The following is a 19,337-nucleotide window of genomic DNA, read 5'->3' on the forward strand; positions in this document are numbered from 1 at the left end:
GGCGCCGGATCGGCAGGTGCAACACCTAAGCGCGGAACAACCCGGCGGCCCCTCCACGCCTTCACCGTTAGAGCATCATGAGCAGGAAGCTGGCCACGGTGCAGAGGATGCCGACCGTGGTCAGGATCCAGCCAATGGTGAGGACGGTGTTGTCGTGGCGGGCGGACTCAGCCCCCAAGGGCGAGGGATCGACGCTGGTGTGGCTCATGTCGTTTCCACGGCCGGGCCGGCCGTCACGGGAGTGGGCGCCCGAACGCATCATGATTGGCATCGGTTTCGTCCTCACCGTCGGCACCGGGACGCCGCCAGCGCCTAGACCCGGGCGGCAGGGCGGACCTTTCCCGTTCCTGGAAATGCCATAACAAAAGGGTGCGGCTCCAGCAGGAGCCGCACCCTTTGTTCTGCCTGCAGTCAGTGTTTCTTGAAGGCGTTCCTGACTTTCTCACCGGCCTGCTTCAAATCCGACCTCACCTGATCGCCCTTACCCTCGGCCTTCAGGCTCTCGTCGCCGCTCGCGTCGCCGGCGGCCTCTTTGCCTTTGCCGCCAAGCTTCTCGGCAGCGTGCTTGATCTTGTCACCCAAACCCATGGTATTCCCCCTATGGTCGGTTGCCCGCCGGCGCACTGCCAACGGTTCACCAAACCATCGTAACCACCGTCCAGTGCGTGTGTAACCCTGCCAAACGTCTGGTCACCGACGCCCTGTCCACGCTCAAGCGCATCGACGCTGCCGGACGGGTGCTCTGCCGGGCCGACTCGGCCTTCTACGGCCATGCCACGGTTGCCTCCGCGCTGGCCGGCGGGGCGGAGGTCTCCGTGACCGTGCGCATGGACCCGGCCGTCAAACGCGCCATCACCCGGATCCCGGAGACTGCGTGGGCAACGATCGAATACACCGACGCGGTCTTCGACGAGACCACCAACACCTGGGTCTCCCGGGCCGAGGTCGCCGAAATCGAATTCACCGCGTTCACCTCCCGCAAAAAGGCCGCCCATGTCACCGGCCGGCTCAACGTGCGCAGGATCCCTGAACTGAACCCGAAGGACCGCCAGGGACAGGGAACCCTGTTCGACGCCCACGGCATCACGCGTTTTTCACCACGGTTGACGCCGAGGTCCTGGACACGGTCGCGGCGGACAAAACCCACCGCCAACACGCGGTTATCGAGCAGGTCAACGCCGACTTGAAGGACAGCGCGCTGGCCCACATGCCCTCAGGTGTATTCACAGCGAATTCTGCCTGGCTGGTCTGCGCGGTCATCGCGTACAACCTCACCCGGGCCGCCGGACTCCTTGCCGCGGGCCCCTTCGGCAAGGCCAGAACCGGTACGATCCGCCGCAAACTCATCCATGTCCCGGCCAGGATCGCTTCCAGCGCCCGGAAAATAGGGCTCCACCTCCCCGAGGCATGGCCCTGGCAAACCGCCTGGGAACAGCTCTTCACCGCCGTCCACGCACCGCCCACCGCGGCATAGGAACCGCCCTCCAGCCGGACACCGGCCCGACCAGGATCACACAGTGGAACGGCACCGGCACAGAGGCCGGCCGATGCGCCACGCCCGACAACCAAAACCGCGGTCGCTCCCGAAAACCAATCAGGACCGCCCGCGGGCCGGTGGATCAAGGCTTAGTAGTGGTTCGCTTTGACCAATTCGTCGGTGAGGCGGGCGATGGCATCCTCGGCCGTGGGAGGGGGCCCGAACAGCTGCTCCTGTCGGCGGGGGTTGGCGACGTATCGGCCGGTATCGAACCAGCCGAACGTCGCCGTCATGTCCTGCACTATAGGTTTGAAACGCCCGGCGACGGCGCCTATGAAGCGGGTGACGGCAGAAGGAACTGCGCGGACCTTGATCGGCTTCCCGGCGCTGACTGCCATCAGGTTAGCCACCTCGAGCACGCTGACCGGCCGATCCCAGGCGATGTCGACGCGCTCAGCGTCATCGGCATCGGCGTCGACGGCCGCCGCCAGGTATGCCGCGAGGTCGGAGGTGTGGACGAAGGTCAGCGGGACGGAGGTCTTGCCCAGCCACATCATTCGGCCTTTTTCGACCGGGTTGCCGCCCATGCTTGCGACCTGGTCGATAAACGCCCCTGGACGCAGGGCGATGAACGGGACTCCGAGTTGTTCGAGCTTGTCCTCGGCGACCTTTTTGTGCCAGAAGTGGGGGACGTGGGGTGTCTGGTCGCTGGTGAGGATGCTGGTCAGGACGAACCGCCGGATACCGCTCCGGTGGGCCGCTTCGGCGAGGTTGGCGTTGCCGACGGTATCGATGTCCTGGGCGTTCTTGCCGCCGCGGGTGTATCCGGCGGCGGTAGTGATGACGGCATCCGCTCCCTGCATGGCGGCGACGAGCGAGTCGAGGTCGAGCATGTCGCCGCGGGCGATCTCGACACCCCTGCTCTCGAGTCGGCTGGCGTCGGTGGCCGCACGGACCAGGGCACGAACGCTCTTGCCGCGGCTGAGCAGTTCGTCGACGACCTTCCCGCCGAGGGAGCCGGTCGCGCCGACGACGAGGACCGGGCGGGGCGGGGGCGTGGTGGTCATGGGGCCTCACTTTCCATCGGATCGTGCGCTTGAGTCCTGTTGTTGATCGCATCGACGACGGAGTAGGCGGCCGTCATCAAGTCCTCCGCCTGCTGCGGCGAGAGGTTCCTCAACGTGACTTCCTCCAAGGCTCGCCACATGGCCGCGATGGGCTTGCGCATCGCACTGCCCTTGTCGGTCAGGCGGACGACCATCACTCGTCGGTCGTGTTCTGCCGGCTCGCGGACGAGCAGACCGGCGGCCTGCATCCGGCTCACCGTCTTGGACAGGGTGGAGTGGTCAAGACCGATGCTCGCGAGCAGCTCTGACTGGGTCTGTCCGTCCCGGTCGTACAGATGCATGAGAACCAGTTCCTGCCCGGGGTGCAGATCCATTGCTCGAAGCAGAGTGGCGGCGTAGCCCTTATGGGCGCGGTGAAGCTGGAAGATCGCGTAACTGACCCGTCCCACGTCGAACGTGTCTGGGGCAGGTTGCCCTGGGTTCGTCATGCGTTGCTCCTCAGCACCGGTAGCCCTATGGCTCATCTCCTCGGCGGTCGGCTCCTTGGCTCGACAGCTCGAGACTACCACAGATATGTGGCTAGCCAAGTGTTTGGGGTGCATGCCACAATGAGGCCCATGACTCGAATCCTCATGATCGGCATCCACGCGCGAGCCCTCGACTATAGCAAGCTGCCTCCTGGCCTCGACGAGGCCACGATGACCGAACGGATCGAAGCGGGGTTCGGGGCCACTACGGCCGCCGGCTTCGACGCCGTCAACTGCCTGATCGGCACCTCCCCGGACGAGGCCGAAGCAGAGATCCGCTCGGCGTTCGGTCGTGATCGTTTCGGCCTCGTGATGATCGGGGGCGGCATCAGGATGATCCCGGAGTACACCGAGCTCTTCGAACGGATCATCAACGTGTGCAATGCGGAATCGCCCGGAATCACCTTCTGCTTCAACACATCGCCCGAGACGACTCTCGACGCGTTGGAGCGTCACGCCCAGCCGTGAACGTCTGCGACGCGATCCGGTGCGTCGACTAGCCTCGGCGTTTCGTGTCGGCGGTCATGAGATGCGCCTCTCCTCACGTGCGGCTGCGATGTATTGGGAATACGTGGCCGCGGAGCTGATGGCGTAGCGCTCGATGGTTGATGGTCGGTAGCCGAGTGCGTCGGCGATGATCGGGACGGGGCCCAGCTTGGTCAGCTCGTGCAGGGTCCCGAGCCGTGCCGCGCGTGTGCTGGAGACGGACTTGAGTCTGGTCCGCAGGCTGGATCCGTGGATGTGCCTGCCGGGGGGAGTAGCCGCGGAACACCCAGTTGCTGTTCGGGTGGGACGCGGTGAGGTCGTTGCCGGGCGCGACAGCGAGTTGGCGCATGGGCTCGTCCAAGGGCGAGGGGAGTGCGAACTCGGTCTTCCCCAGGCTGCTGGTGACGACTTCGTCGGTTACGGTGACGGCCGACGCCCACACCCAAGCTCGGACGGTTTGCCGGTCGGCAGGGAGCACGGCGCGATCGTTCCAGGCCGAGCGGCGCGAGCGTTCGCGCGGGATCGGAATCTCTGGGAATCGGACCAACGCCCGGACCGGGATCGCCTTACGGGCACTGCTGCGAGACGGAGCGACCAAAAAACGCCGCCACAGAGCGACCAACTCCACAGCCATTACGGACCTCGGCATGTCCTGTCTCAGGATCCGTGTCCGGATCTATGTATCAGGAGCTGCGTTTGCGTTACACGTTTGCGTTTACATTTGTGCAGTTCTTCGTCGCCGACGGCGACAAGGTGCCGATGACATTCAGCCGCAACGCCACGGCGCACACGGTGAGCCCCCGCCAGTTCAACCGGCGTAACGCGGTCCAGGGCATCATGGTGGCCTGCAGCCTGCTGTACCGACTTGATGAGGAGGCCCAGGCACTGAAGCTGGCGACGGAACAGTGGTGGCCATGGGCAACGGGAAGCGGACCCCCTCTCCAGACCGCGAATATCGGCCTAAACGGTATGAGATCGGCCAATTCAGTACAAGCACATCGCGGGACGCTACCTTGAGCCACGTGCGTCTGGGGCTCGGCAAGCAGGGGAGATTCTGCATAGGAGGGACCCACCTCCAAGGTCAACAATCACTGGCAAGAAAATCTGCAATTTTATATGGGTTCAAACAGAGGCAATTTTGCACATATCCGCAGGTCAAAGCAATATCTATTACCCATCTGGGGAGAAGACTTCAACCGGCCGCGAACTTCTGTTGACCGGATTCGGGCCGCGGCCCTTGAGAGTCGCACGTTCGGGGAGAGCAACCCACCGTCGGCGCAGAATGATGCTCCCGGAACAAACAGCTGCTCAGCGGCTGGTATCGGGCCGGCGCGACCCGGGCCCCTGTAAATCGTCTGGGGAGGGGAGCTTCGGCTATCCACCTCTGAGAAGAAGGTTGGGTCGGGTCTGGTGCTCTTGGATGCTCCTGGGGCGGGGCTTTTATCGGTTCCGCTAACGGGTGGGTCGGGTCGACACGTGCCAGGCGCGGGGCGACAGACCGTCAGGATGGCTGGTGAGGATCTGCTCGACGCGGTCCCAGTAACGCAGCGTTTCCGCCGCCACGCCCAAGGCTGCCGCGGCCTCAGCCGCACCCAACATGTCGTCCATGGCAACAGTCTCACACCCGGAGCGCGCTCCGGGTCAACCCATGCCTAACCCAGCTGACCCCGCACGGTGTCCCGGTGAGGGATCCCTCACCGGAAAAGGTCATCCATCACAGATCTTCCGTGTCATCCGGTAGTTAGTCATCTCCACGCCGCGGGTGATTGGGCGCTGCTGAGCGATCACAGTGAACCCGTGCTGTTCGAAGAACGGGCGCGCGGTGATGCTCGCGTCAGTGGACAGTTCGGCCGTGCCGGCTGCTTCTGCTGTGCCGCGGAGATGGGCAAGGAGGGCGCTGGCGACGCCGCGGCGACCGAACATGGGGGCGACGAACATCATTTCGATGTAGCCGTCGTCGCTGACATCGGAGAAGCCTGCGACCTCGGTGCCGATCGTGACGACGAAGGTGTTCGACTTCCTCGCCGAGTTCCACGCGCCGAGGTTACGTTCCTGGGGCCGCGACCATGCCGCGATCTGCTTAGCCGAGTAGTGCGCCGAGGCCGTCTCGGTCACTGCAGTAAGGAATACGCTCAGAGTCGCTTGAGCATCGGTCTCGACGTAGCGGCGGATCTCCATCCCTCGATTCCATCACTTAATGCGACTGCCCGTTAGCCGGTCGTCCAACGCGCAACCAAAAGTGCTTTTGAGTGCCCGCGTCACTGCTGTGTGGAGTTCGGCGCTTCGTGGCGGCGTTCTGTGATCGCTCGATGTCGCAGTTGTCGGCAGCAGCTGCCGTCTTGCATGGCATGGGTTTCGAGACATAGAGGTTTCGAGACACCGAGTCGGATTAGGAGAAGGCGTCGGCCGCCCGCAGGCGAGATTGGGCGATGTCTTCCCCGGGGGCTTGCGGGGTTGTCTTCTTTGGCGTAGATGTGGCCTGACGGCGGGGAACAGGATTTAGATGCCGCGCCGGCACGCCATCTGAGCAGGAGTTGAGAATGACTGACATCACCATCATTGGGAACGGGAAAATGGCCAGGGCGATTTCGGCCCGCGCGGCAGCGGCAGGAAAGTCCGTGCAGATCCTCGGCAGAGACATCAACAAGGCAGCCGAGCTTGCCAAGGAGTTTAATGCCACCGCCGGCAGTGCTACGGAGATACCCTCCGGAGAAATTGTTGTGCTCGCGATGCCCCGCAGCCAAGGAAGCTGTAAGCCGCTACGGTGACGCCTTGGCAGGCAAAGTCGTCGTCGACATAACGAACCCCGTCAATTTTGAAACTCTGGATTCGCTTGTGGTCGCACCGGGTTCCTCGGCTGCAGAAGAAATCTCGGCGCTCACGCCTGCCGATGTCGTCAAAGCCTTCAACACGACATTCTCCAGCACGCTGGTGGCAGGAGAGGTAACCGGCCAGCCTCTAGACGTCTTCATCGCGGGAGACTCCTCGGAGGCCGTTTCGGCCGTCTCGGGGTTCGTCACAGCTGCCGGGATGCGCCCGATCAGCGTCGGCCGTCTGCACCATGCGCGTGAGCTGGAGGGCTTCATGCTGCTGGTGATGGGAATGCAGGCCAATCCAGACCTGTCCGAGTTCAACTGGAACACCGGTCTGAAGATCCTTGCCTAGGCGTGTCGGCGAACCTTGGGGTTGACTTACGGACCAAGCCCGGGTTTCTCCGCGCCGAACTTGGTCGCGTGGTGTCGACGATAGGCACGCTTGACTAGAGAAACACCCCGAAGATGCACTTATTCACCGCAGAGGCGGTGCCGAGTCATTGATAAACACTCGACAAAACGAGATGATCGGCACACAACGGCGATCAGCAGGCGTATCTCGGGGAGATGTCGATGAATGATCCAGGCAGGGCCAAGGAGCCGGTCACAGTCCTGGCCGGCCCCTACGGCCACCCGTTCCACCCGATCATGGTCACCGTGCCGATCGGGTCGTGGGTGGCCAGCTTCGTCTTCGATGTCGGCTCACTCCTCGTAAACACTGATGCGGCCGCGCTGGCGACAGGTTCGCGTTGGCTGATCGCCATCGGAGTGCTGGGCGCGGCAGCAGCCGCATTGGTGGGGTTCCTGGACCTGTTCGCCATCCCCACCCGCACCCGGGCCTTCCGCACCGCCCTGGTCCACATGGGCCTGAACCTCACCATCACCGCCGCCTACCTGATTAACTTCCTCCTCAGGCTCGGCCAGCAGGGATCGGCGCCGATCGGCCTGGTTATCATGTCGGCCCTCTGCATCGCTGCCCTCGGCGTGTCGGGCTACCTCGGCGGCAAACTCGCCTTCCAATACGGCGTCCGGGTTGTCGACGAAGGGTCCCAGGCCGCCGGTTTCGACTCTCCCCCTACAGCGAAGGACTAGGCCCATGGCTATCGCAGCACTCGTCAGCTGGATCCTCACCGCCACCCTCGGATTCACCATGCTCAGCCTGTGGCTAAGCAAAGGGGGCTTGCGCGCGGCCCGAAGCGACGCCGCCGTCCCCACGCGGCTCGTACCGCCGCTGATCTTCAGCCACTTCCTCCTCGCCGCCGGCGGCCTGATCTTATGGATCTTCTACGTCATCATCGACATCGACATCCTGACCTGGGTCGCCCTCGGACTCCTGCTCATCGTCGTCATCCTCGGAGAAACCATGTTCCTGCGCTGGAGGGACAGCAGGAAAGAGACAACCCCGGAATCGCGATTCCCCGTAGCCTTCGTCTACGGGCACGGCCTGCTCGCCGCCACCACCGTTGTGCTCGTGCTGCTGACCGCCCTCGGCTTCGGCGGCTCCTGACGCCGCTCCCGCCTGCTTGACCGGGTCGCCGCCCCTCGGGGGCGCGAACATCACCGACTCTGCTTCAGGCTGCGCTCGGCAGCTGTGACGTGCAGAACGTTGACGCGGTCGGGCTCTGCTGAGGGGGTGGCGGCCTCGGCGGGCTTGACTTGCGTTCGATGGGTGCGGGCTGATCAAGGAAGTCCAGGACGGTCGCGTCGGCCTTGACGGCATGCTCGGCGTACCGCCTCTCACTGCTTCGCTCGTTAACCAGGAGTATCCACTGAACAGCGCAATATTGCTCAGAACAGCGAAGAGACCATGGAGCCTACGTTCGAACAGCGGCCGGCGTTCGCGCCAGCAGCCGGGCGCCAGTGGGCCGTCCTCAGGGTGTTACTCGGGGCGGTATTCCTGTGCCCCACAACCCGCCGGCACCTCCCCCCGGTGCCAAAGGCATTGGGCAGTCCGCTGCTGCGGGCTGCATTTTGGCTCCCGGGTCTTCCACGAGTTCTTTGGCGTTGTGTGTCTCAGTTCACAGAAGCGCGTCCGCCTGGGGCCTACATTTCAACCGTAGGCATCATGTTCCACGGGAAGGAGTCAAGCTATGTCTGCAACATCTCCGGTGGCACGCCACCCACATGTCTCGGCTTGGAACCTAAGTCGTCGTTTCACGGCAGGGGTCGTCGGCGGGGTTGCCGGAGGCTTGGTTTTTGGGCTGCTGATGGCGCTCATGGGCATGCTGCCCATGGTTGCTTCCCTGGTCGGATCGAGTTCCGCTTGGGCTGGTTTTGGCATCCATATGGTGATTTCTGTCCTGATTGGCCTCGGCCTGACGTTACCCTTCGCAGGCCTTCTGAGAACTTATAGGAGGAGCGTGCTCGTCGGTCTGGGCTATGGTGCGCTCTGGTGGGTCCTGGGGGCCCTGACCATCATGCCGGCGATTCTGGGAATGCCGCTGTTCTTGGTGAACGTGATGTCGGGGATGTCCCTGGTAGGCCACCTGCTGTACGGGGCCACGCTGGCGCTTGTGGCCGTTCGCGTCCTGAAGGGAAGGGCATGAGCGATAACCTCGGCCGCGATCTGGAAGTTGCCGCCGGTGACCCTCCACCCTGGGCGCCACGCCCGACCCTTACACGGCTGGACCTGAAGATCCATTCACCTGCCTGGAGGAAGTGGACCTCTTCGCTGATCTAACTGCCGAGGAGATGCGGGCCATGGACTTGATGGCCCCGGCCCGGTTGTTCCACCGCGGGGAACTGGTCTTCAGCCAGGCCCAGCCGGTGACAGCGCTTTTCATCCTCAAGACCGGCAGGGTGCGGGTCTTTCGGGTTGCCGAGGACGGCAAGGCGCTGACCATGGCCATTCTCGAACCCGGCGCCGTTTTCGGCGAAATGCTGCTGGTCGGGCAGAGCATGTACGACAACTATGCGGAGGCTATCGAAGACTCGTCGATCTGCAGGCTCGGCGCAGATGAGGTCGAACGGTTCCTGATTTCAGATCCGCGGATCGCCATCCGCATTTCCCGCATCCTTGGTGAGCAGGTTGCCCGGCTTGAAGAACGACTTACTGATCTGGCCCTCCGCCCTCTGGCGGCGCGAGTGGCCTCAACCCTGCTTAGCCTTGCCGGGACGCCCCGGAACGGCATGTTCAGCGGGCCCCGGCCGATCCGGCTCACCCACGAGCAAATCGCAGGCCTGCTTGGGGCAACCCGTGAAGCCACCAGCAAGACGTTGGCCGACTTCGCGTCCCAGGGCATCATCCGTCAAGGCCGCGGTCGTATCACGGTCCAGAACATCACGGCGCTAAGGGCCAAGGCACGCGGCACTGCATGACCGGCCGCCGGTTTTCCGTGGGAGCATTCTTACGCAGCGCCGGGCCCTCGATGAACTATGCGGGGACCGCTTGGCGTGTAGGACTGCCAACGCGCCATGCGTGGTGCGCGGCGAGGCTTCGTGGCAGGCTTTGAGACGTGCGGCCGTTGATGTGGAAGTCGCGCCCTGACAGAGGGGAGCCTCGATGGAGACGAGGGGCGTCTGCCTGGTCATTGAGGATGACGAGGACCTCAGGAACCTGCTGACGGCCTTGTTGTCGGGGGCCGGTTTCGAGGTTCGTTCTGCAGCTACCGGAGCTGACGGACTCAAGCAGGCCATGGATGTCAAAGCATCATTGGTGACGGTGGATCTAAACCTGCCGGACATGCCTGGGGAAGACTTCGCGCGGCAGCTGCGCCAGGTCTGAGGATGTCAACTAATTGTGGCCCCGGTGGGGCGGTTATTTCTGGCCCCGCTCAATGCCGGTGAGGGGCGCGTCTCCACTTCATCCCATGGGGATGCCGATCAGATGTAGCGGCAGACCTCGTCAGCGGAGCATGTGTCCGGTTCAGGTTCAGCGGCCTGGGCGTGCAGCTGGGAGATGGTTTCCCTGAGGGCAAGGAGCTCGGCGATCTGGGCATCGAGTTCCCGCAGACGCTCCCCTAGCAGGTCCCGGACGTGCGAGCACGGTGCCTGGCCGTGTTCGCGGATCCTCAGGATCTGCCCGATCTGGGTGAGGGTGAGCCCGGCGGCTTGGCCGCGGTGGATGAACCCGACCCTGCCCACAGCCTCGTCGGTGTAGTCCCGGTAGCCGGAGGCCGTGCGCTCGGCGGGCGGGAGCAGCCCCGACTCCTCGTAAAACCGCAGGGTCTTGGTCGTGGTCCCGGTTGCTTCTGCAAGCTGTCCGATTCTCATGTGCACGGATTTCTCTTTCAGTGGCCGCCCGTTTTGACCTTCCACTGTACTGGAAGGTTCATGATGGGTTCCATAGGAACTTTCAAGTCACGGGAAGGACGACGGGATGGGCAACGAACGGTTCGATCTGGCGATCATTGGTTCCGGTGGCGCGGCGTTTGCTGCCGCGATCCGGGCCAGGGGGCTGGGCAAGCGTGTGGTGATGGTTGAGCGTGGCACCGTGGGCGGGACCTGCGTGAACACCGGGTGTGTGCCGTCGAAGGCGCTCCTGGCTGCCGCGGACGCCCGCCACGTGGCGTTGGACTCTGCCCGTTTCCCGGGCGTGATGGCCTCGGCGGGTCCTGTGGACATGCCGGCCCTCGTCGAGGGCAAGGCTGCGCTTGTTGAACGCATGCGGACGGAGAAGTACATCGATCTGGCCGCGGACTATGGCTGGGCCATGGTCGAGGGGGACGCAGCGTTCACCGGAAGCCAGGATGCGCCGTTGCTCCGGGTCTCCTCACCGGGCGGTGCGGTGACAATGATCGAGGCCGGACACTACCTCGTGGCCACAGGCTCCGCACCATGGGCGCCGCCCGTTCCGGGACTGGCCGAGACCGGGTACCTGACCTCGACGACGGCGATGGAACTGGACGAGGTGCCCGAATCATTGCTGATTCTGGGTGGGGGCTATGTTGCCTTGGAGCAGGCGCAGCTGTTCTCGCGGCTTGGCTCGCGGGTTACCATGCTGGTCCGCTCCCGGTTGACCTCGCAGGAGGAACCGGAAGTATCCAAGGCGTTGGCCGGAGTCTTCGCGGATGAGGGGATCCGGGTGGTCCGGCGGGCCACCGTGGATTCCGTGAGCCTCGATGAGGCCACCGGGGGCGTCGTCGCCACCGCGTCCGTGGCCGGTGGTCAGGAAGTGTTCCGGGCCTCCTGGCTGCTTGTGGCCATGGGCCGCCGGCCCGTCACCGACGGGCTGAACCTTGAGGCCGTCGGGGTAAAGACCGGCACGTCCGGCGAGATCGTGGTCGACTCGCGTCTGGCCAGTTCCAACCCGCGGATCTGGGCCGCCGGGGATGTGACCGGCCATCGGGAGTTCGTCTACGTCGCCGCGGTCCACGGCACCCTGTCCGTGGAGAACGCCTTCACCGACGCCGTGGCCGAGGTCGACTACCGGCACCTGCCCCGGGTGACCTTCACCAGCCCGGCCGTGGGTGCCGTCGGGATGACCGAGAAGGACGCGGTCGCTGCCGGGATCCGCTGCGACTGCCGGGTCCTGCCCCTGCAATATGTCCCGAGGGCGCTGGTCAACCGCGACACCCGCGGCTTCATCAAGGTCGTCGCCGATCGTGACACCGGCACGATCCTGGGCCTCACTGCCGTGGCCAAGGACGCCGGGGAACTCGCCGCCGCGGGCGTCTACCTGCTCGGGGCGGGCATGACCACCGCGCAGGTCGCAGCCGCCTGGAGCCCCTATCTGACCATGGCCGAGGGCATCAGGATCGCGTGCAAGGCCTTCACCACCGACGTCTCGAAACTCTCCTGCTGCGCCTAAAAGCGCGGCCCCGCACCTCTAGAAAGCGAATCCCATGACCACCACCGACCACCAAGCCCTCACCTACCTGCTCTCGCCTTCACGGTCCGGGATCAAACCTGAATTGTTCGTGCCATTGCTGCGGCTCCTGGCCGAAGGCGAGCCCGTCACGGTCGCCGACCTGGCCACCGCCAGCGGACGGAGCGAAGACACGGTGAGGCAGGGACTGGCCGCCGTCCCGGACACCGAGTACGACGAAGAGGGGCGCATCCTCGGCCTGGGCCTCACACTCCGGCCCACCCCGCACCGCTACACCGTGGCCGGGGAGCAGCTCTACACCTGGTGCGCCCTGGACACCCTCATCTTCCCGGCCCTCATCGGGAAAGCCGCGACCATAGAGTCGACCTCCCCGGGCAGCGGGACCCATGTCCGGGTCACGACGGGTGCCGATGGCACCGTCACCTCCGTGCAGCCAGCCACCGCCGTCGTGTCCCTCGTCAACCCCGGAGGTACCGGGCCGGTCCGGTCCTCGTTCTGCAATCAGGTCCACTACTTCGTCTCCCGCGAGGACGCCCGGGCCTGGCTGGAAACCCACCCCGGGGGCGAAGTCCTGGACATCGAAGCAGCACACCGGGCCGGCGCGGCCATCGCAGCCTCCATGCTGTCGAACACGACTGCCGAGGCTCCTGTCTCGGATGCACGGCACGAAGCACTTTGACACCTGAGCACCGGAGACCCGCACATGAACGCATCTGCTCGAGACCCCGCCCGGCAGGCCGGGCGGCCGGGGCGAGACCACACGCTGGCCGCCGGATTCGGCGTAGCAGCGGCCATGATCCTGTGCTGCGCGGGCCCCGTCCTCATCGCCGCCGGCGCCCTGGGCGCCGGCGCCGGATTCTTTTCCACCCCCCTCGTGCTGCTCTCTGCCGCGGCCCTGCTCCTCGCTGGGATCGTCGCCGTCACCATGCAGCGACGGCGTCGGCGAACCGAAGACTGCTACCCGCCCGCCGCTTTCCCTGACCACCCTCAGGCCGGCCCCGGTACCGCACCGCCCGCGCAGCCCTCTCCCGGAAAGGACCCCCAAACCTCATGACGTTCCCGAGCTCCCGCCGTTCCCTGTCGGCTCCCCGGCCCCGGCACGTCTTCTCCGCCCTGCTTCTGGGCAGCGGCACTGGCCCTGACCACAGCCTGCGGCACGCCGCAAACCCCGGGTACATCAGCGGCAGGGGGCACGCCGGCGGCTGATGGCCCCGTTAAGTGCATTGGGGGAAATGTCGAAACGGGATGAATTGACAGCGTTTGCGTTAGGTACCCAATCAAGTCGCTCGGGCATGGCGCGCTCCCGGTAGCAGTGGCCTGCTCAGGAGCCTCCGAGTCTGGGCCCCGCCGGACTCGGGATCGGAGGCACGCACACTCGGCAGGGAAATTGTGTCGCGTTGTCAGCGTCTGTCCACGTTGGGCGAACCGCAGCATACTGATTACAGCGCTGGGGCCAATTGAAGCGGGTTGAACAACCGTTGATTGCTCGTCGTGACGCAGGCGCTGCGCCCGTTGCCGGACCAAACCGTGATTTCGAACGCCCTGCAGTGCTGGACGCGTGCGCTGCCCGGGTCGGATGGATCCGCGCTGGCCGAGCTGCTGATGGCTGCGTGAACCCCTTGCCTGGCGGCCATGACGGAGACCTTGACGACCCGCCTGCCCTGGCGGACTTTCATCGTGAGCGGGTCGGCGGCGATGAACGTGTACCGCCCGGCGTCGAGCCGACCCGGCCGGTTTCCAGCCGGGTCGGCTCGACTGTCCCCGGTTCAGTCAGTCGCCCTGGTTCTGACCGCTTCTTCTGACCGCTTCGAATACGGTCTTAACGGGCGGCAAGGGCTCGTTGAAGTCGATGCCGAGAGCGTCAGCCACCTGGCTCTTGAAGTAGGCTCCGAAGACGGAAGCGTCTGCCGCGAAACGCCTGTTGGCCTCGGCCGGATCGGGCGCTTCGAAGTAGACGCTCGTGAAGTCGCCCATCGGTGTGGAGATGACGTAGGCGCGGTGCAGGGTCACCCCGTTCTCTCGGTTGTTGGCCTCCCACTCCGCCTTCAAGCCCCCGGTCGTCTCCCGACCGAGCGCGCGAAGAAGCTCTGTCTTTCCCGGCTGGATCGGCGCAGAGAAAGCGATCCCGGGATGGCGTGAGCTGCCCGGCTCTGAGAATTCCAGGTACTGCTCGGCAGCCGGGGGCGACTGTGCTGCGATGTCGATTCCGTGTGTGCCCTTGATATGCTCGCGCAGCTGCTGCGCCACCTCGGACCGATCGTCGACTTGGTTCTGGAAGGAGCGCTCGATCGAGTCCGCCTCCTGATAGGTGGTGACCACGTCCCCCATGGGTGTCGTCATCTGGTAGACCCTGACCAGGCTCAGGGTGCCGTTGGCTAGAAAATCCTGCAGTCCCGGATCCCCGGCCAGACGGGCGCCGATCTCGGCCGGCGCCGCCTCCTTGCCGGGCAGGACGGGGGAGGGAAATGCTATCGAACCCACTGTTCTTACCTCCGGTTCTTGAATGCATCGGTCGCAGCCGCATACTTCAGGTGGAGGCCCTGATACTCCGTGCCGAGGGAACCATTCACTCCGGTATTCGCCGCGTGGCGGGAGCCGCCGACGCTCACTATACATACCCCGTTTCGGTGTGAGAAGTGTCCGAAGGGTCGGATGCCCGTAAACCGGTCGGTCATCGCACTGCTGGTCTCCCGATCGAGGCATCGCACGGTCCTCATCATCCTGGTCCCCGTATAACCCGCCCGGTGAACCTGCCCGAGAGGTCGCCTTATCTGCGACATCGTAGACGTCTCGGAACCCGTGGGTTACAAGACTGGTCATCGAGACATTCCTACGCCTTTGACGCTTCAATGAATGGAGTGTTGTGACTGTTGGTTCAAAATGGCGGTTAAATCGCAGCTTCGAATGGCGGTGGCGTCTGATGTTGCTGGTCACCGTTGGCTGCCCTTCCCGCTGGCTGGTGCGTCAGGCCGGCTTGTAGGGGGTGAAGGTTGTTCCGCCGTCGTTTGAGATGACCACGCCGGTTTCTGTGGCGACCCAAATCCTGATCGCTCCGTCAGCGCCTTTGCCTGCGGTCATCGCCTGGACCTGCCCGTCGACGGATCCTGTGCGTTTCCAGGTGGCGCCGCCGTCGGCCGAGGCGTGGACAGTTCCGCCGGGTTCGATGCCGACGGCGTCGGCCGCAGTGGCGAAGGCCGCGAATTGGATGACCGGGGCGGCGGTGTTCTTCTGCCAGGTCTTGCCGCCGTCTGTGGAGCGTTGCAAGCCCTCTGGAGTCGTGGCCAGGATCGTGTCGCTGCCCGGGTTGCCGGCCAGCACCGCCGGCTCGAAGCCTGCTGTTGTCTGCGTCCAGTGTTTTCCGTCGGGGCTGGTGAGCAGTGAGCCGTCGAAGGCCACAACTCCGCTGCGGGTGACAGTCAGGGCGTGGAAGTCCGACTCGCCTTGGCGGGAGAGCTGCTCCCAGGTCTTGCCGCCGTCGTCGGATCGGATCAGACCAACGGGATTAGGAAGGTCTGAGCCTTTGCCGGGGTGCCCGGAGGCGTAGAAGACGCTTTGCCCTGCGGCGGGGGTGAATCCCATGAGGTCGTTGGTGGGCCCGATCTTGACGGCTGGTTTCGCGGAGACGTCAAAGAGCCCTTCGTGGGTGGCGAGCAGGACTTTTCCGGAGTGATCCACGGTGATGCCGTGAACGTGGGCTGTCGGGTATCCGCTCCCGTACCCGGATGGTGTGGATGTGGCCGAGGACGGGGCGGTGCAGGCGGACAGGGCGAGAATCAGTGCTGCCGCCGCAGCGGGCGCGCCAGCGTGGCGGAATTGTCCGAACGGGGTTGTGAACGCCATGGGAAATCTCCTGAGGTTGGGGGGCTTGGGCTTGGGCTTGGGTGGCTTAGATGGGTGTTTTGAAGGTTGCGGCGAGGTTTTGCAGCTGGTAGATCCAGGAGGTCCATACTCCCAGGATCATCAGGGCTCCGAGCAGAACCAGTAGGAGCCCGCCGGCGATGTTGACGGCCCGGATGTGCTGCCGGACGAAGGCCAGTGCCCGTGTGACCCAGTTGACGCCCAGGGCGACCAGGCCGAAGGGAACGCCGAGTCCGAGGCAGTAGGCGAAGGCGAGCAGGGCTCCCCGCGAGGGGTCGCCGGTGCTGGTGCTCAGGGCGAGAACTGCGGCCAGTGTCGGGCCCATGCACGGAGTCCAGCCCAGACCGAAAACGACGCCCAGGACAGGCGCGCCGGCTAGTCCCGAGGCGGGCTTCCAGGACATTTTCGCTGTGCGTTGCAGAAAGGAGAGCTTCCCGGTCAGGACAAGACCCATGAGCACAACGACAAGGCCCAGTGCCCTGATCAGCGTGTCCTGCCAGCGGGCCATCCACGTGCCGATGGCACCGAACGCGGCCCCGTAGAGGGTGAACACCGCGGCGAAGCCGAGGATGAACAGGCCGACGCCAGTCAGGACGCGGCGGCGGTTGCCGTGTCGGGTCGGGTTGGTCAGGCCCGAGACGTATCCGAGGTAGCCGGGCACTAGGGGCAGGATGCAAGGGGAAAGGAAGGATACAAGCCCTGCGGTCATGGCCAGCGGAAGGGCGAGGAGCAGCGTGCCGTTTTGCACGGTGTCCGCGAAAAAGCCGCCGATCGTCATCTCCGGAACCCCGTCCGTGATGGACGGTCCGGGGGCAAGGGCTTAGTCATGATGGCCTTCGGGTTCGAGGTAGATCAATGTGCGGGTGACCAGGTGATGCGGCGTGGTTTGCGTCTCGTGCAGGATACGTCCGTCCTGGGCCAGGGTGAGTTCAAGGACGGCGTTCTCGGCCGGGTAGGACAGGCCGAGGCGGCGGTTTCCGTCTTCGTCGGGAAGCCGGGTGGCGGTGCTGGCGAGTCCGCTGGCGTAGAGGGCGCGCCTGATGAAGTCCTGGCCGGTGGTCTTGAAGGAACGGGGCGTTCCCAGCCCGTGGGCGGTGTCGCTGGTGACCAATTCGTGCAGGGTGAAGGACGGGACGGCTTTCATGGCCGTGACGGATTCGGCCAGCAGCTGCTCGCCCGGGATGGAGGGCCAGTTGATGGCCAGTGAGGCCGGTTCGGAATTCCAGCTCGTGGATGTCGGGGTGACGGTGATCCGGTTGGCGCCGTCGTGCCAGGTGGCGGGGCTGAAAAAGCAGCCTTCGCCGCAGCTTCGGAAGGTCAGATCGCCGGTCTTGCCGTCCGGTCCGGCGAGGGAACCGGTCATGGCAAGCTGCGCGGCCGCAGCACTCCCTGATGAATCGGTGATCTCCGGGACCAGGAGCTGGATGACGAGCTGGCCCGAGCTGGCGCGGGCGTTGACGCCTATTTCCCCTGCCAGTGCGGCCGCCGGGACGACCGGGCCCGTGGCCGGCGGCGGAAACGCCAAGGGGGCGTTTGCGCTGCCGGGGACAGGCAGCACGGTCAGGATTGAGGAGACCACGAGGACCGCGAGGAGGGTGGCGGATTCGACACGGGCGGGGCGCGTGATTTTTTCCAGCACGGACTTCCGGCGCAGGAGGCGGCGGGCGAGCAGGGCAAAGCCGGCAGCGGCTGCGACCAGTCCGGTCTTGGCCAGCAGGAGGCGTCCGTAGTCGGTGGTCATGAGGCTGTCGGGTGGAACGAGTATCAGCGCGGATCCAAGTCCCGTGAGCACGACGGCGGTGAACAGCCATGCCGCGGTCCGCGAATAGGTCCCGAGTGCTTCGCGGGACAGGTCCTTCCGGTGACGCCAATGGACGAGAGTTCGAATGACGTGCAAGAGCATCCCTGTCCAGAGGGTGGCTGCGGCCAGATGGAGCGCGGTGAGCGGGATGCCCAGGGCCGGGGCGGCCAGCTGGGGGTGGGCGCGCAGTGCTTCGGCGCCGATCACAGCCGCCAGCGGCAGCCAAAGCCATCGGCGCCGGTCCAATGCGGCCGCCGCCGCGGCGAAGGCGAATCCGGCTATTTCGACAAGGGCCAGGATTCCCGGTCGGCTGCCGGTGAGGGCCTCCGGGGCGGGTCGGGTGAAGCCGGCAGTAAGGGAGCCGTTTCCCAGGAGCAGGACGGCCAGGCCGGCGGCCCCGGCGAGGCCGGCAAGGCTCGCCCACAAGGTAATGGGCCGGGGCCGGTCGGGGGCATCGCGACGGCGGGAAAGCAGCCAGGAGCCGGCCTGGTCGCCCAGGGCGATGGTGAGGGATGTGAACAGCAGGACGCGAAGGACGGTTGTCTGCCAGGATCCCTGTGTGTCCGTGGTCTGGCCGCCGCCCAGCGCCGTGGCGGCAGGTCCCAAAGCGTAGCGGTAGCTTCCGCTCATGACATCGCCGTCCCCGGCGGTGACCTGCCATTGCACGGTATAGATACCTTGCGCGCCGGTTCCGGAAACCGGTACTTCCAGGGCGCGGTTCTCATGGGTGAGCCGGGGCGCGCCGACGGTCAGCGCGCCCTGCGGCCCTGCCACGGTGACGGGTGCCCCCGCAGCCGTGACCGGTTCATCGAACAGAAGCGTAAGAGTCTCGGGGGCCGAGGCAATGGTCGAGTCGGCGGCCGGGGCGGTGAAGAGCAGATTGGCGTGCGCGGAGGCCGGAACCGCGGCCAGCAGTCCGGCAAACACGAGCCCGGCCGTGGCAGCAAGCAGTGCGGCGATACGCCCCAGCGCGTGCGTTCGCCGTCGGACCTCAGGCCTCATGCCGGTCCGGGGAGGCGGCGCCGGTCCAGGCGTCTCTGCGGGCACGCTGAAACTGCGAAAGTTCGTCCCTGGCGGCCCGGATCTGGTCATCAATTCTCTGCGCCGGGGTGCAGCACGCCCCGTCCGCCGCGTCCCTTCGGCGGAGCATCGGACGCATGCAGCAGAACCAGGTCAGGGCGATGGCCGCCGCCGTGACGGCCACGGCGAACAGCGCGGTGTTCATGCCGCAGGATTCCCGCCGGGACGCGGCGCCGGGTGACGTTCGTCGAAAGGTACCGGAGCAGCGCGGAGGGCCTCGATCTCAGAGCGCAGCCGGGCCAGCTCCTGTTCCTGGTCCGGCGTGGCAGGTTGTCCGCCACGGCCATGGCCGCGCATCATCAGCCACATCATCAGCCCCATGCCGACGGGGCAGGCCAAGGCCGGGAGAAAAAGAAGAAACTGTTCCATGGGGTGTCCTTTTGATGGTCAATGCCGAGGAGGAGAAGCGGGTCTGCCGTCAGCAGGATCCAACCGAGCAAGAGCTCTTCCACGCCCGCTCC

Annotated in this window: 26 protein-coding genes and 1 pseudogene; 14 read left to right on the forward strand and 13 right to left on the reverse strand. The window is 65.3% G+C overall.

Annotated elements, in window-relative coordinates:
• Positions 1-67 precede the first annotated feature (67 nt).
• The gene (locus ASG92_RS11980) at positions 68-208 is read right to left on the reverse strand and encodes a hypothetical protein (RefSeq protein ID WP_157372195.1); all 141 of its coding nucleotides are present in this window, start codon (positions 206-208) and stop codon (positions 68-70) included.
• Between the two features lie 203 nt (positions 209-411).
• Entirely contained in the window at positions 412-588 is a 177-nt protein-coding gene (locus ASG92_RS11985; RefSeq protein ID WP_056628411.1) for a CsbD family protein, read from the reverse strand.
• Between the two features lie 89 nt (positions 589-677).
• Here ASG92_RS11985 and ASG92_RS27310 point away from each other — a divergent pair.
• Positions 678-1,474 (forward strand): annotated as a pseudogene (locus tag ASG92_RS27310) (transposase); the annotation flags it as partial.
• A gap of 152 nt (positions 1,475-1,626) precedes the next feature.
• Here the strand turns inward: ASG92_RS27310 and ASG92_RS12000 are convergent.
• Both ASG92_RS12000 and ASG92_RS12005 read right to left on the reverse strand, forming a co-directional pair.
• Positions 1,627-2,544: an SDR family oxidoreductase gene (locus ASG92_RS12000; protein WP_056628419.1), complete on the reverse strand. Its 918-nt coding sequence runs from the start codon at positions 2,542-2,544 to the stop codon at positions 1,627-1,629.
• Entirely contained in the window at positions 2,541-3,032 is a 492-nt protein-coding gene (locus tag ASG92_RS12005; RefSeq protein WP_056628550.1) for a MarR family winged helix-turn-helix transcriptional regulator, read from the reverse strand. The genes ASG92_RS12000 and ASG92_RS12005 overlap by 4 nt, the downstream gene beginning before the upstream one ends.
• Before the next feature lie 129 nt (positions 3,033-3,161).
• On the opposite strand from ASG92_RS12005, the gene ASG92_RS12010 reads away from it, so the two are divergent.
• Both ASG92_RS12010 and ASG92_RS12015 read left to right on the forward strand, forming a co-directional pair.
• Positions 3,162-3,539: a hypothetical protein gene (locus tag ASG92_RS12010; RefSeq protein WP_028275079.1), complete on the forward strand. Its 378-nt coding sequence runs from the start codon at positions 3,162-3,164 to the stop codon at positions 3,537-3,539.
• 696 nt (positions 3,540-4,235) lie between these two features.
• Entirely contained in the window at positions 4,236-4,574 is a 339-nt protein-coding gene (locus ASG92_RS12015) for a hypothetical protein (RefSeq protein ID WP_056628422.1), read from the forward strand.
• A gap of 435 nt (positions 4,575-5,009) precedes the next feature.
• Here the strand turns inward: ASG92_RS12015 and ASG92_RS28290 are convergent, their stop codons facing one another.
• Together ASG92_RS28290 and ASG92_RS12020 are read right to left on the reverse strand one after the other, a co-directional pair.
• A complete protein-coding gene (locus ASG92_RS28290; RefSeq protein WP_157372196.1) occupies positions 5,010-5,165 on the reverse strand; it encodes a hypothetical protein in 156 nt (51 codons plus the stop codon).
• A 99-nt stretch (positions 5,166-5,264) separates the two neighbouring features.
• Positions 5,265-5,735: a GNAT family N-acetyltransferase gene (locus ASG92_RS12020; protein ID WP_056628425.1), complete on the reverse strand. Its 471-nt coding sequence runs from the start codon at positions 5,733-5,735 to the stop codon at positions 5,265-5,267.
• A gap of 362 nt (positions 5,736-6,097) precedes the next feature.
• Between ASG92_RS12020 and ASG92_RS29775 the strand changes: the two genes are divergently transcribed.
• The 7 genes from ASG92_RS29775 (at position 6,098) to ASG92_RS12050 (ending at position 10,094) form a co-directional block, all read left to right on the forward strand.
• Positions 6,098-6,325, forward strand: coding sequence for an NAD(P)-binding domain-containing protein (locus tag ASG92_RS29775; RefSeq protein ID WP_240987111.1), 228 nt, complete (start codon positions 6,098-6,100; stop codon positions 6,323-6,325).
• A 4-nt stretch (positions 6,326-6,329) separates the two neighbouring features.
• On the forward strand, positions 6,330-6,722 hold the full coding sequence (locus ASG92_RS29780; protein ID WP_240987112.1) for a hypothetical protein: 393 nt from the start codon (positions 6,330-6,332) through the stop codon (positions 6,720-6,722).
• A gap of 221 nt (positions 6,723-6,943) precedes the next feature.
• A complete protein-coding gene (locus ASG92_RS12030; protein WP_240987113.1) occupies positions 6,944-7,462 on the forward strand; it encodes a DUF2231 domain-containing protein in 519 nt (172 codons plus the stop codon).
• A gap of 4 nt (positions 7,463-7,466) precedes the next feature.
• Complete coding sequence (locus ASG92_RS12035; protein WP_056628430.1) at positions 7,467-7,877, forward strand: hypothetical protein; 411 nt, start codon at positions 7,467-7,469, stop codon at positions 7,875-7,877.
• Between the two features lie 583 nt (positions 7,878-8,460).
• Positions 8,461-8,916 (forward strand): hypothetical protein, encoded by a 456-nt coding sequence (locus ASG92_RS12040; RefSeq protein WP_240987114.1) that lies wholly within the window; start codon positions 8,461-8,463, stop codon positions 8,914-8,916.
• Between the two features lie 112 nt (positions 8,917-9,028).
• Positions 9,029-9,688 carry a Crp/Fnr family transcriptional regulator gene (locus ASG92_RS12045; RefSeq protein ID WP_240987115.1) on the forward strand — a complete coding sequence of 220 codons (660 nt, stop codon included), beginning with the start codon at positions 9,029-9,031 and terminating at the stop codon, positions 9,686-9,688.
• A 184-nt stretch (positions 9,689-9,872) separates the two neighbouring features.
• A complete protein-coding gene (locus ASG92_RS12050) occupies positions 9,873-10,094 on the forward strand; it encodes a response regulator (RefSeq protein ID WP_056628437.1) in 222 nt (73 codons plus the stop codon).
• Positions 10,095-10,192: 98 nt separating this feature from the next.
• On the opposite strand, the gene ASG92_RS12055 is transcribed toward ASG92_RS12050, so the two are convergent.
• Positions 10,193-10,582, reverse strand: coding sequence for a heavy metal-responsive transcriptional regulator (locus ASG92_RS12055; RefSeq protein WP_056628441.1), 390 nt, complete (start codon positions 10,580-10,582; stop codon positions 10,193-10,195).
• Between the two features lie 106 nt (positions 10,583-10,688).
• Here ASG92_RS12055 and merA point away from each other — a divergent pair, with 106 nt between their 5' ends.
• The 4 genes from merA to ASG92_RS28295 are packed head-to-tail and all read left to right on the forward strand — an operon-like array spanning position 10,689 to position 13,343.
• Entirely contained in the window at positions 10,689-12,119 is a 1,431-nt protein-coding gene (gene merA, locus ASG92_RS12060; RefSeq protein WP_056628444.1) for a mercury(II) reductase, read from the forward strand.
• Positions 12,120-12,153: 34 nt separating this feature from the next.
• The gene (merB, locus tag ASG92_RS12065) at positions 12,154-12,816 is read left to right on the forward strand and encodes an organomercurial lyase MerB (RefSeq protein WP_056628446.1); all 663 of its coding nucleotides are present in this window, start codon (positions 12,154-12,156) and stop codon (positions 12,814-12,816) included.
• A gap of 24 nt (positions 12,817-12,840) precedes the next feature.
• Positions 12,841-13,191 carry a hypothetical protein gene (locus ASG92_RS12070; protein ID WP_200951953.1) on the forward strand — a complete coding sequence of 117 codons (351 nt, stop codon included), beginning with the start codon at positions 12,841-12,843 and terminating at the stop codon, positions 13,189-13,191.
• Complete coding sequence (locus tag ASG92_RS28295) at positions 13,188-13,343, forward strand: hypothetical protein (RefSeq protein ID WP_157372197.1); 156 nt, start codon at positions 13,188-13,190, stop codon at positions 13,341-13,343. Before ASG92_RS12070 ends, ASG92_RS28295 begins: the two co-directional genes overlap by 4 nt.
• A 564-nt stretch (positions 13,344-13,907) precedes the next feature.
• On the opposite strand, the gene ASG92_RS12075 is transcribed toward ASG92_RS28295, so the two are convergent.
• The 6 genes from ASG92_RS12075 to ASG92_RS27320 form a co-directional block, all read right to left on the reverse strand.
• Positions 13,908-14,618 carry a hypothetical protein gene (locus ASG92_RS12075; RefSeq protein ID WP_056628449.1) on the reverse strand — a complete coding sequence of 237 codons (711 nt, stop codon included), beginning with the start codon at positions 14,616-14,618 and terminating at the stop codon, positions 13,908-13,910.
• A 483-nt stretch (positions 14,619-15,101) separates the two neighbouring features.
• Positions 15,102-15,977 carry a F510_1955 family glycosylhydrolase gene (locus tag ASG92_RS12085; protein ID WP_056628454.1) on the reverse strand — a complete coding sequence of 292 codons (876 nt, stop codon included), beginning with the start codon at positions 15,975-15,977 and terminating at the stop codon, positions 15,102-15,104.
• Positions 15,978-16,023: 46 nt separating this feature from the next.
• Complete coding sequence (locus tag ASG92_RS12090; protein WP_056628458.1) at positions 16,024-16,773, reverse strand: cytochrome c biogenesis protein CcdA; 750 nt, start codon at positions 16,771-16,773, stop codon at positions 16,024-16,026.
• A 42-nt stretch (positions 16,774-16,815) separates the two neighbouring features.
• Positions 16,816-18,798: a copper resistance protein CopC gene (locus ASG92_RS12095; RefSeq protein ID WP_056628460.1), complete on the reverse strand. Its 1,983-nt coding sequence runs from the start codon at positions 18,796-18,798 to the stop codon at positions 16,816-16,818.
• Positions 18,788-19,021 carry a hypothetical protein gene (locus ASG92_RS28975; RefSeq protein ID WP_056628464.1) on the reverse strand — a complete coding sequence of 78 codons (234 nt, stop codon included), beginning with the start codon at positions 19,019-19,021 and terminating at the stop codon, positions 18,788-18,790. Before ASG92_RS28975 ends, ASG92_RS12095 begins: the two co-directional genes overlap by 11 nt.
• Entirely contained in the window at positions 19,018-19,245 is a 228-nt protein-coding gene (locus tag ASG92_RS27320) for a hypothetical protein (protein WP_082579471.1), read from the reverse strand. Before ASG92_RS27320 ends, ASG92_RS28975 begins: the two co-directional genes overlap by 4 nt.
• Between the last annotated feature and the right edge of the window lie 92 nt (positions 19,246-19,337).

The organism is Arthrobacter sp. Soil736 (assembly GCF_001428005.1).
In the GTDB taxonomy this organism is placed as follows: Bacteria; Actinomycetota; Actinomycetes; order Actinomycetales; family Micrococcaceae; genus Arthrobacter.

Excerpts from the sequence above, each read along its gene's own strand:
- ASG92_RS11980 (WP_157372195.1), bottom strand. The coding sequence starts at position 208 with ATGAGCCACACCAGCGTCGATCCCTCGCCCTTGGGGGCTGAGTCCGCC.
- ASG92_RS11985 (WP_056628411.1), bottom strand. The coding sequence starts at position 588 with ATGGGTTTGGGTGACAAGATCAAGCACGCTGCCGAGAAGCTTGGCGGC.
- ASG92_RS12000 (WP_056628419.1), bottom strand. The coding sequence starts at position 2,544 with ATGACCACCACGCCCCCGCCCCGCCCGGTCCTCGTCGTCGGCGCGACC.
- ASG92_RS12005 (WP_056628550.1), bottom strand. The coding sequence starts at position 3,032 with ATGACGAACCCAGGGCAACCTGCCCCAGACACGTTCGACGTGGGACGG.
- ASG92_RS12010 (WP_028275079.1), top strand. The coding sequence starts at position 3,162 with ATGACTCGAATCCTCATGATCGGCATCCACGCGCGAGCCCTCGACTAT.
- ASG92_RS12015 (WP_056628422.1), top strand. The coding sequence starts at position 4,236 with ATGTATCAGGAGCTGCGTTTGCGTTACACGTTTGCGTTTACATTTGTG.
- ASG92_RS28290 (WP_157372196.1), bottom strand. The coding sequence starts at position 5,165 with ATGGACGACATGTTGGGTGCGGCTGAGGCCGCGGCAGCCTTGGGCGTG.
- ASG92_RS12020 (WP_056628425.1), bottom strand. The coding sequence starts at position 5,735 with ATGGAGATCCGCCGCTACGTCGAGACCGATGCTCAAGCGACTCTGAGC.
- ASG92_RS29775 (WP_240987111.1), top strand. The coding sequence starts at position 6,098 with ATGACTGACATCACCATCATTGGGAACGGGAAAATGGCCAGGGCGATT.
- ASG92_RS12030 (WP_240987113.1), top strand. The coding sequence starts at position 6,944 with ATGAATGATCCAGGCAGGGCCAAGGAGCCGGTCACAGTCCTGGCCGGC.
- ASG92_RS12035 (WP_056628430.1), top strand. The coding sequence starts at position 7,467 with ATGGCTATCGCAGCACTCGTCAGCTGGATCCTCACCGCCACCCTCGGA.
- ASG92_RS12040 (WP_240987114.1), top strand. The coding sequence starts at position 8,461 with ATGTCTGCAACATCTCCGGTGGCACGCCACCCACATGTCTCGGCTTGG.
- ASG92_RS12050 (WP_056628437.1), top strand. The coding sequence starts at position 9,873 with ATGGAGACGAGGGGCGTCTGCCTGGTCATTGAGGATGACGAGGACCTC.
- ASG92_RS12055 (WP_056628441.1), bottom strand. The coding sequence starts at position 10,582 with ATGAGAATCGGACAGCTTGCAGAAGCAACCGGGACCACGACCAAGACC.
- merA (WP_056628444.1), top strand. The coding sequence starts at position 10,689 with ATGGGCAACGAACGGTTCGATCTGGCGATCATTGGTTCCGGTGGCGCG.
- merB (WP_056628446.1), top strand. The coding sequence starts at position 12,154 with ATGACCACCACCGACCACCAAGCCCTCACCTACCTGCTCTCGCCTTCA.
- ASG92_RS12070 (WP_200951953.1), top strand. The coding sequence starts at position 12,841 with ATGAACGCATCTGCTCGAGACCCCGCCCGGCAGGCCGGGCGGCCGGGG.
- ASG92_RS28295 (WP_157372197.1), top strand. The coding sequence starts at position 13,188 with ATGACGTTCCCGAGCTCCCGCCGTTCCCTGTCGGCTCCCCGGCCCCGG.
- ASG92_RS12085 (WP_056628454.1), bottom strand. The coding sequence starts at position 15,977 with ATGGCGTTCACAACCCCGTTCGGACAATTCCGCCACGCTGGCGCGCCC.
- ASG92_RS12090 (WP_056628458.1), bottom strand. The coding sequence starts at position 16,773 with ATGACGATCGGCGGCTTTTTCGCGGACACCGTGCAAAACGGCACGCTG.
- ASG92_RS12095 (WP_056628460.1), bottom strand. The coding sequence starts at position 18,798 with ATGAGGCCTGAGGTCCGACGGCGAACGCACGCGCTGGGGCGTATCGCC.
- ASG92_RS28975 (WP_056628464.1), bottom strand. The coding sequence starts at position 19,021 with ATGAACACCGCGCTGTTCGCCGTGGCCGTCACGGCGGCGGCCATCGCC.
- ASG92_RS27320 (WP_082579471.1), bottom strand. The coding sequence starts at position 19,245 with ATGGAACAGTTTCTTCTTTTTCTCCCGGCCTTGGCCTGCCCCGTCGGC.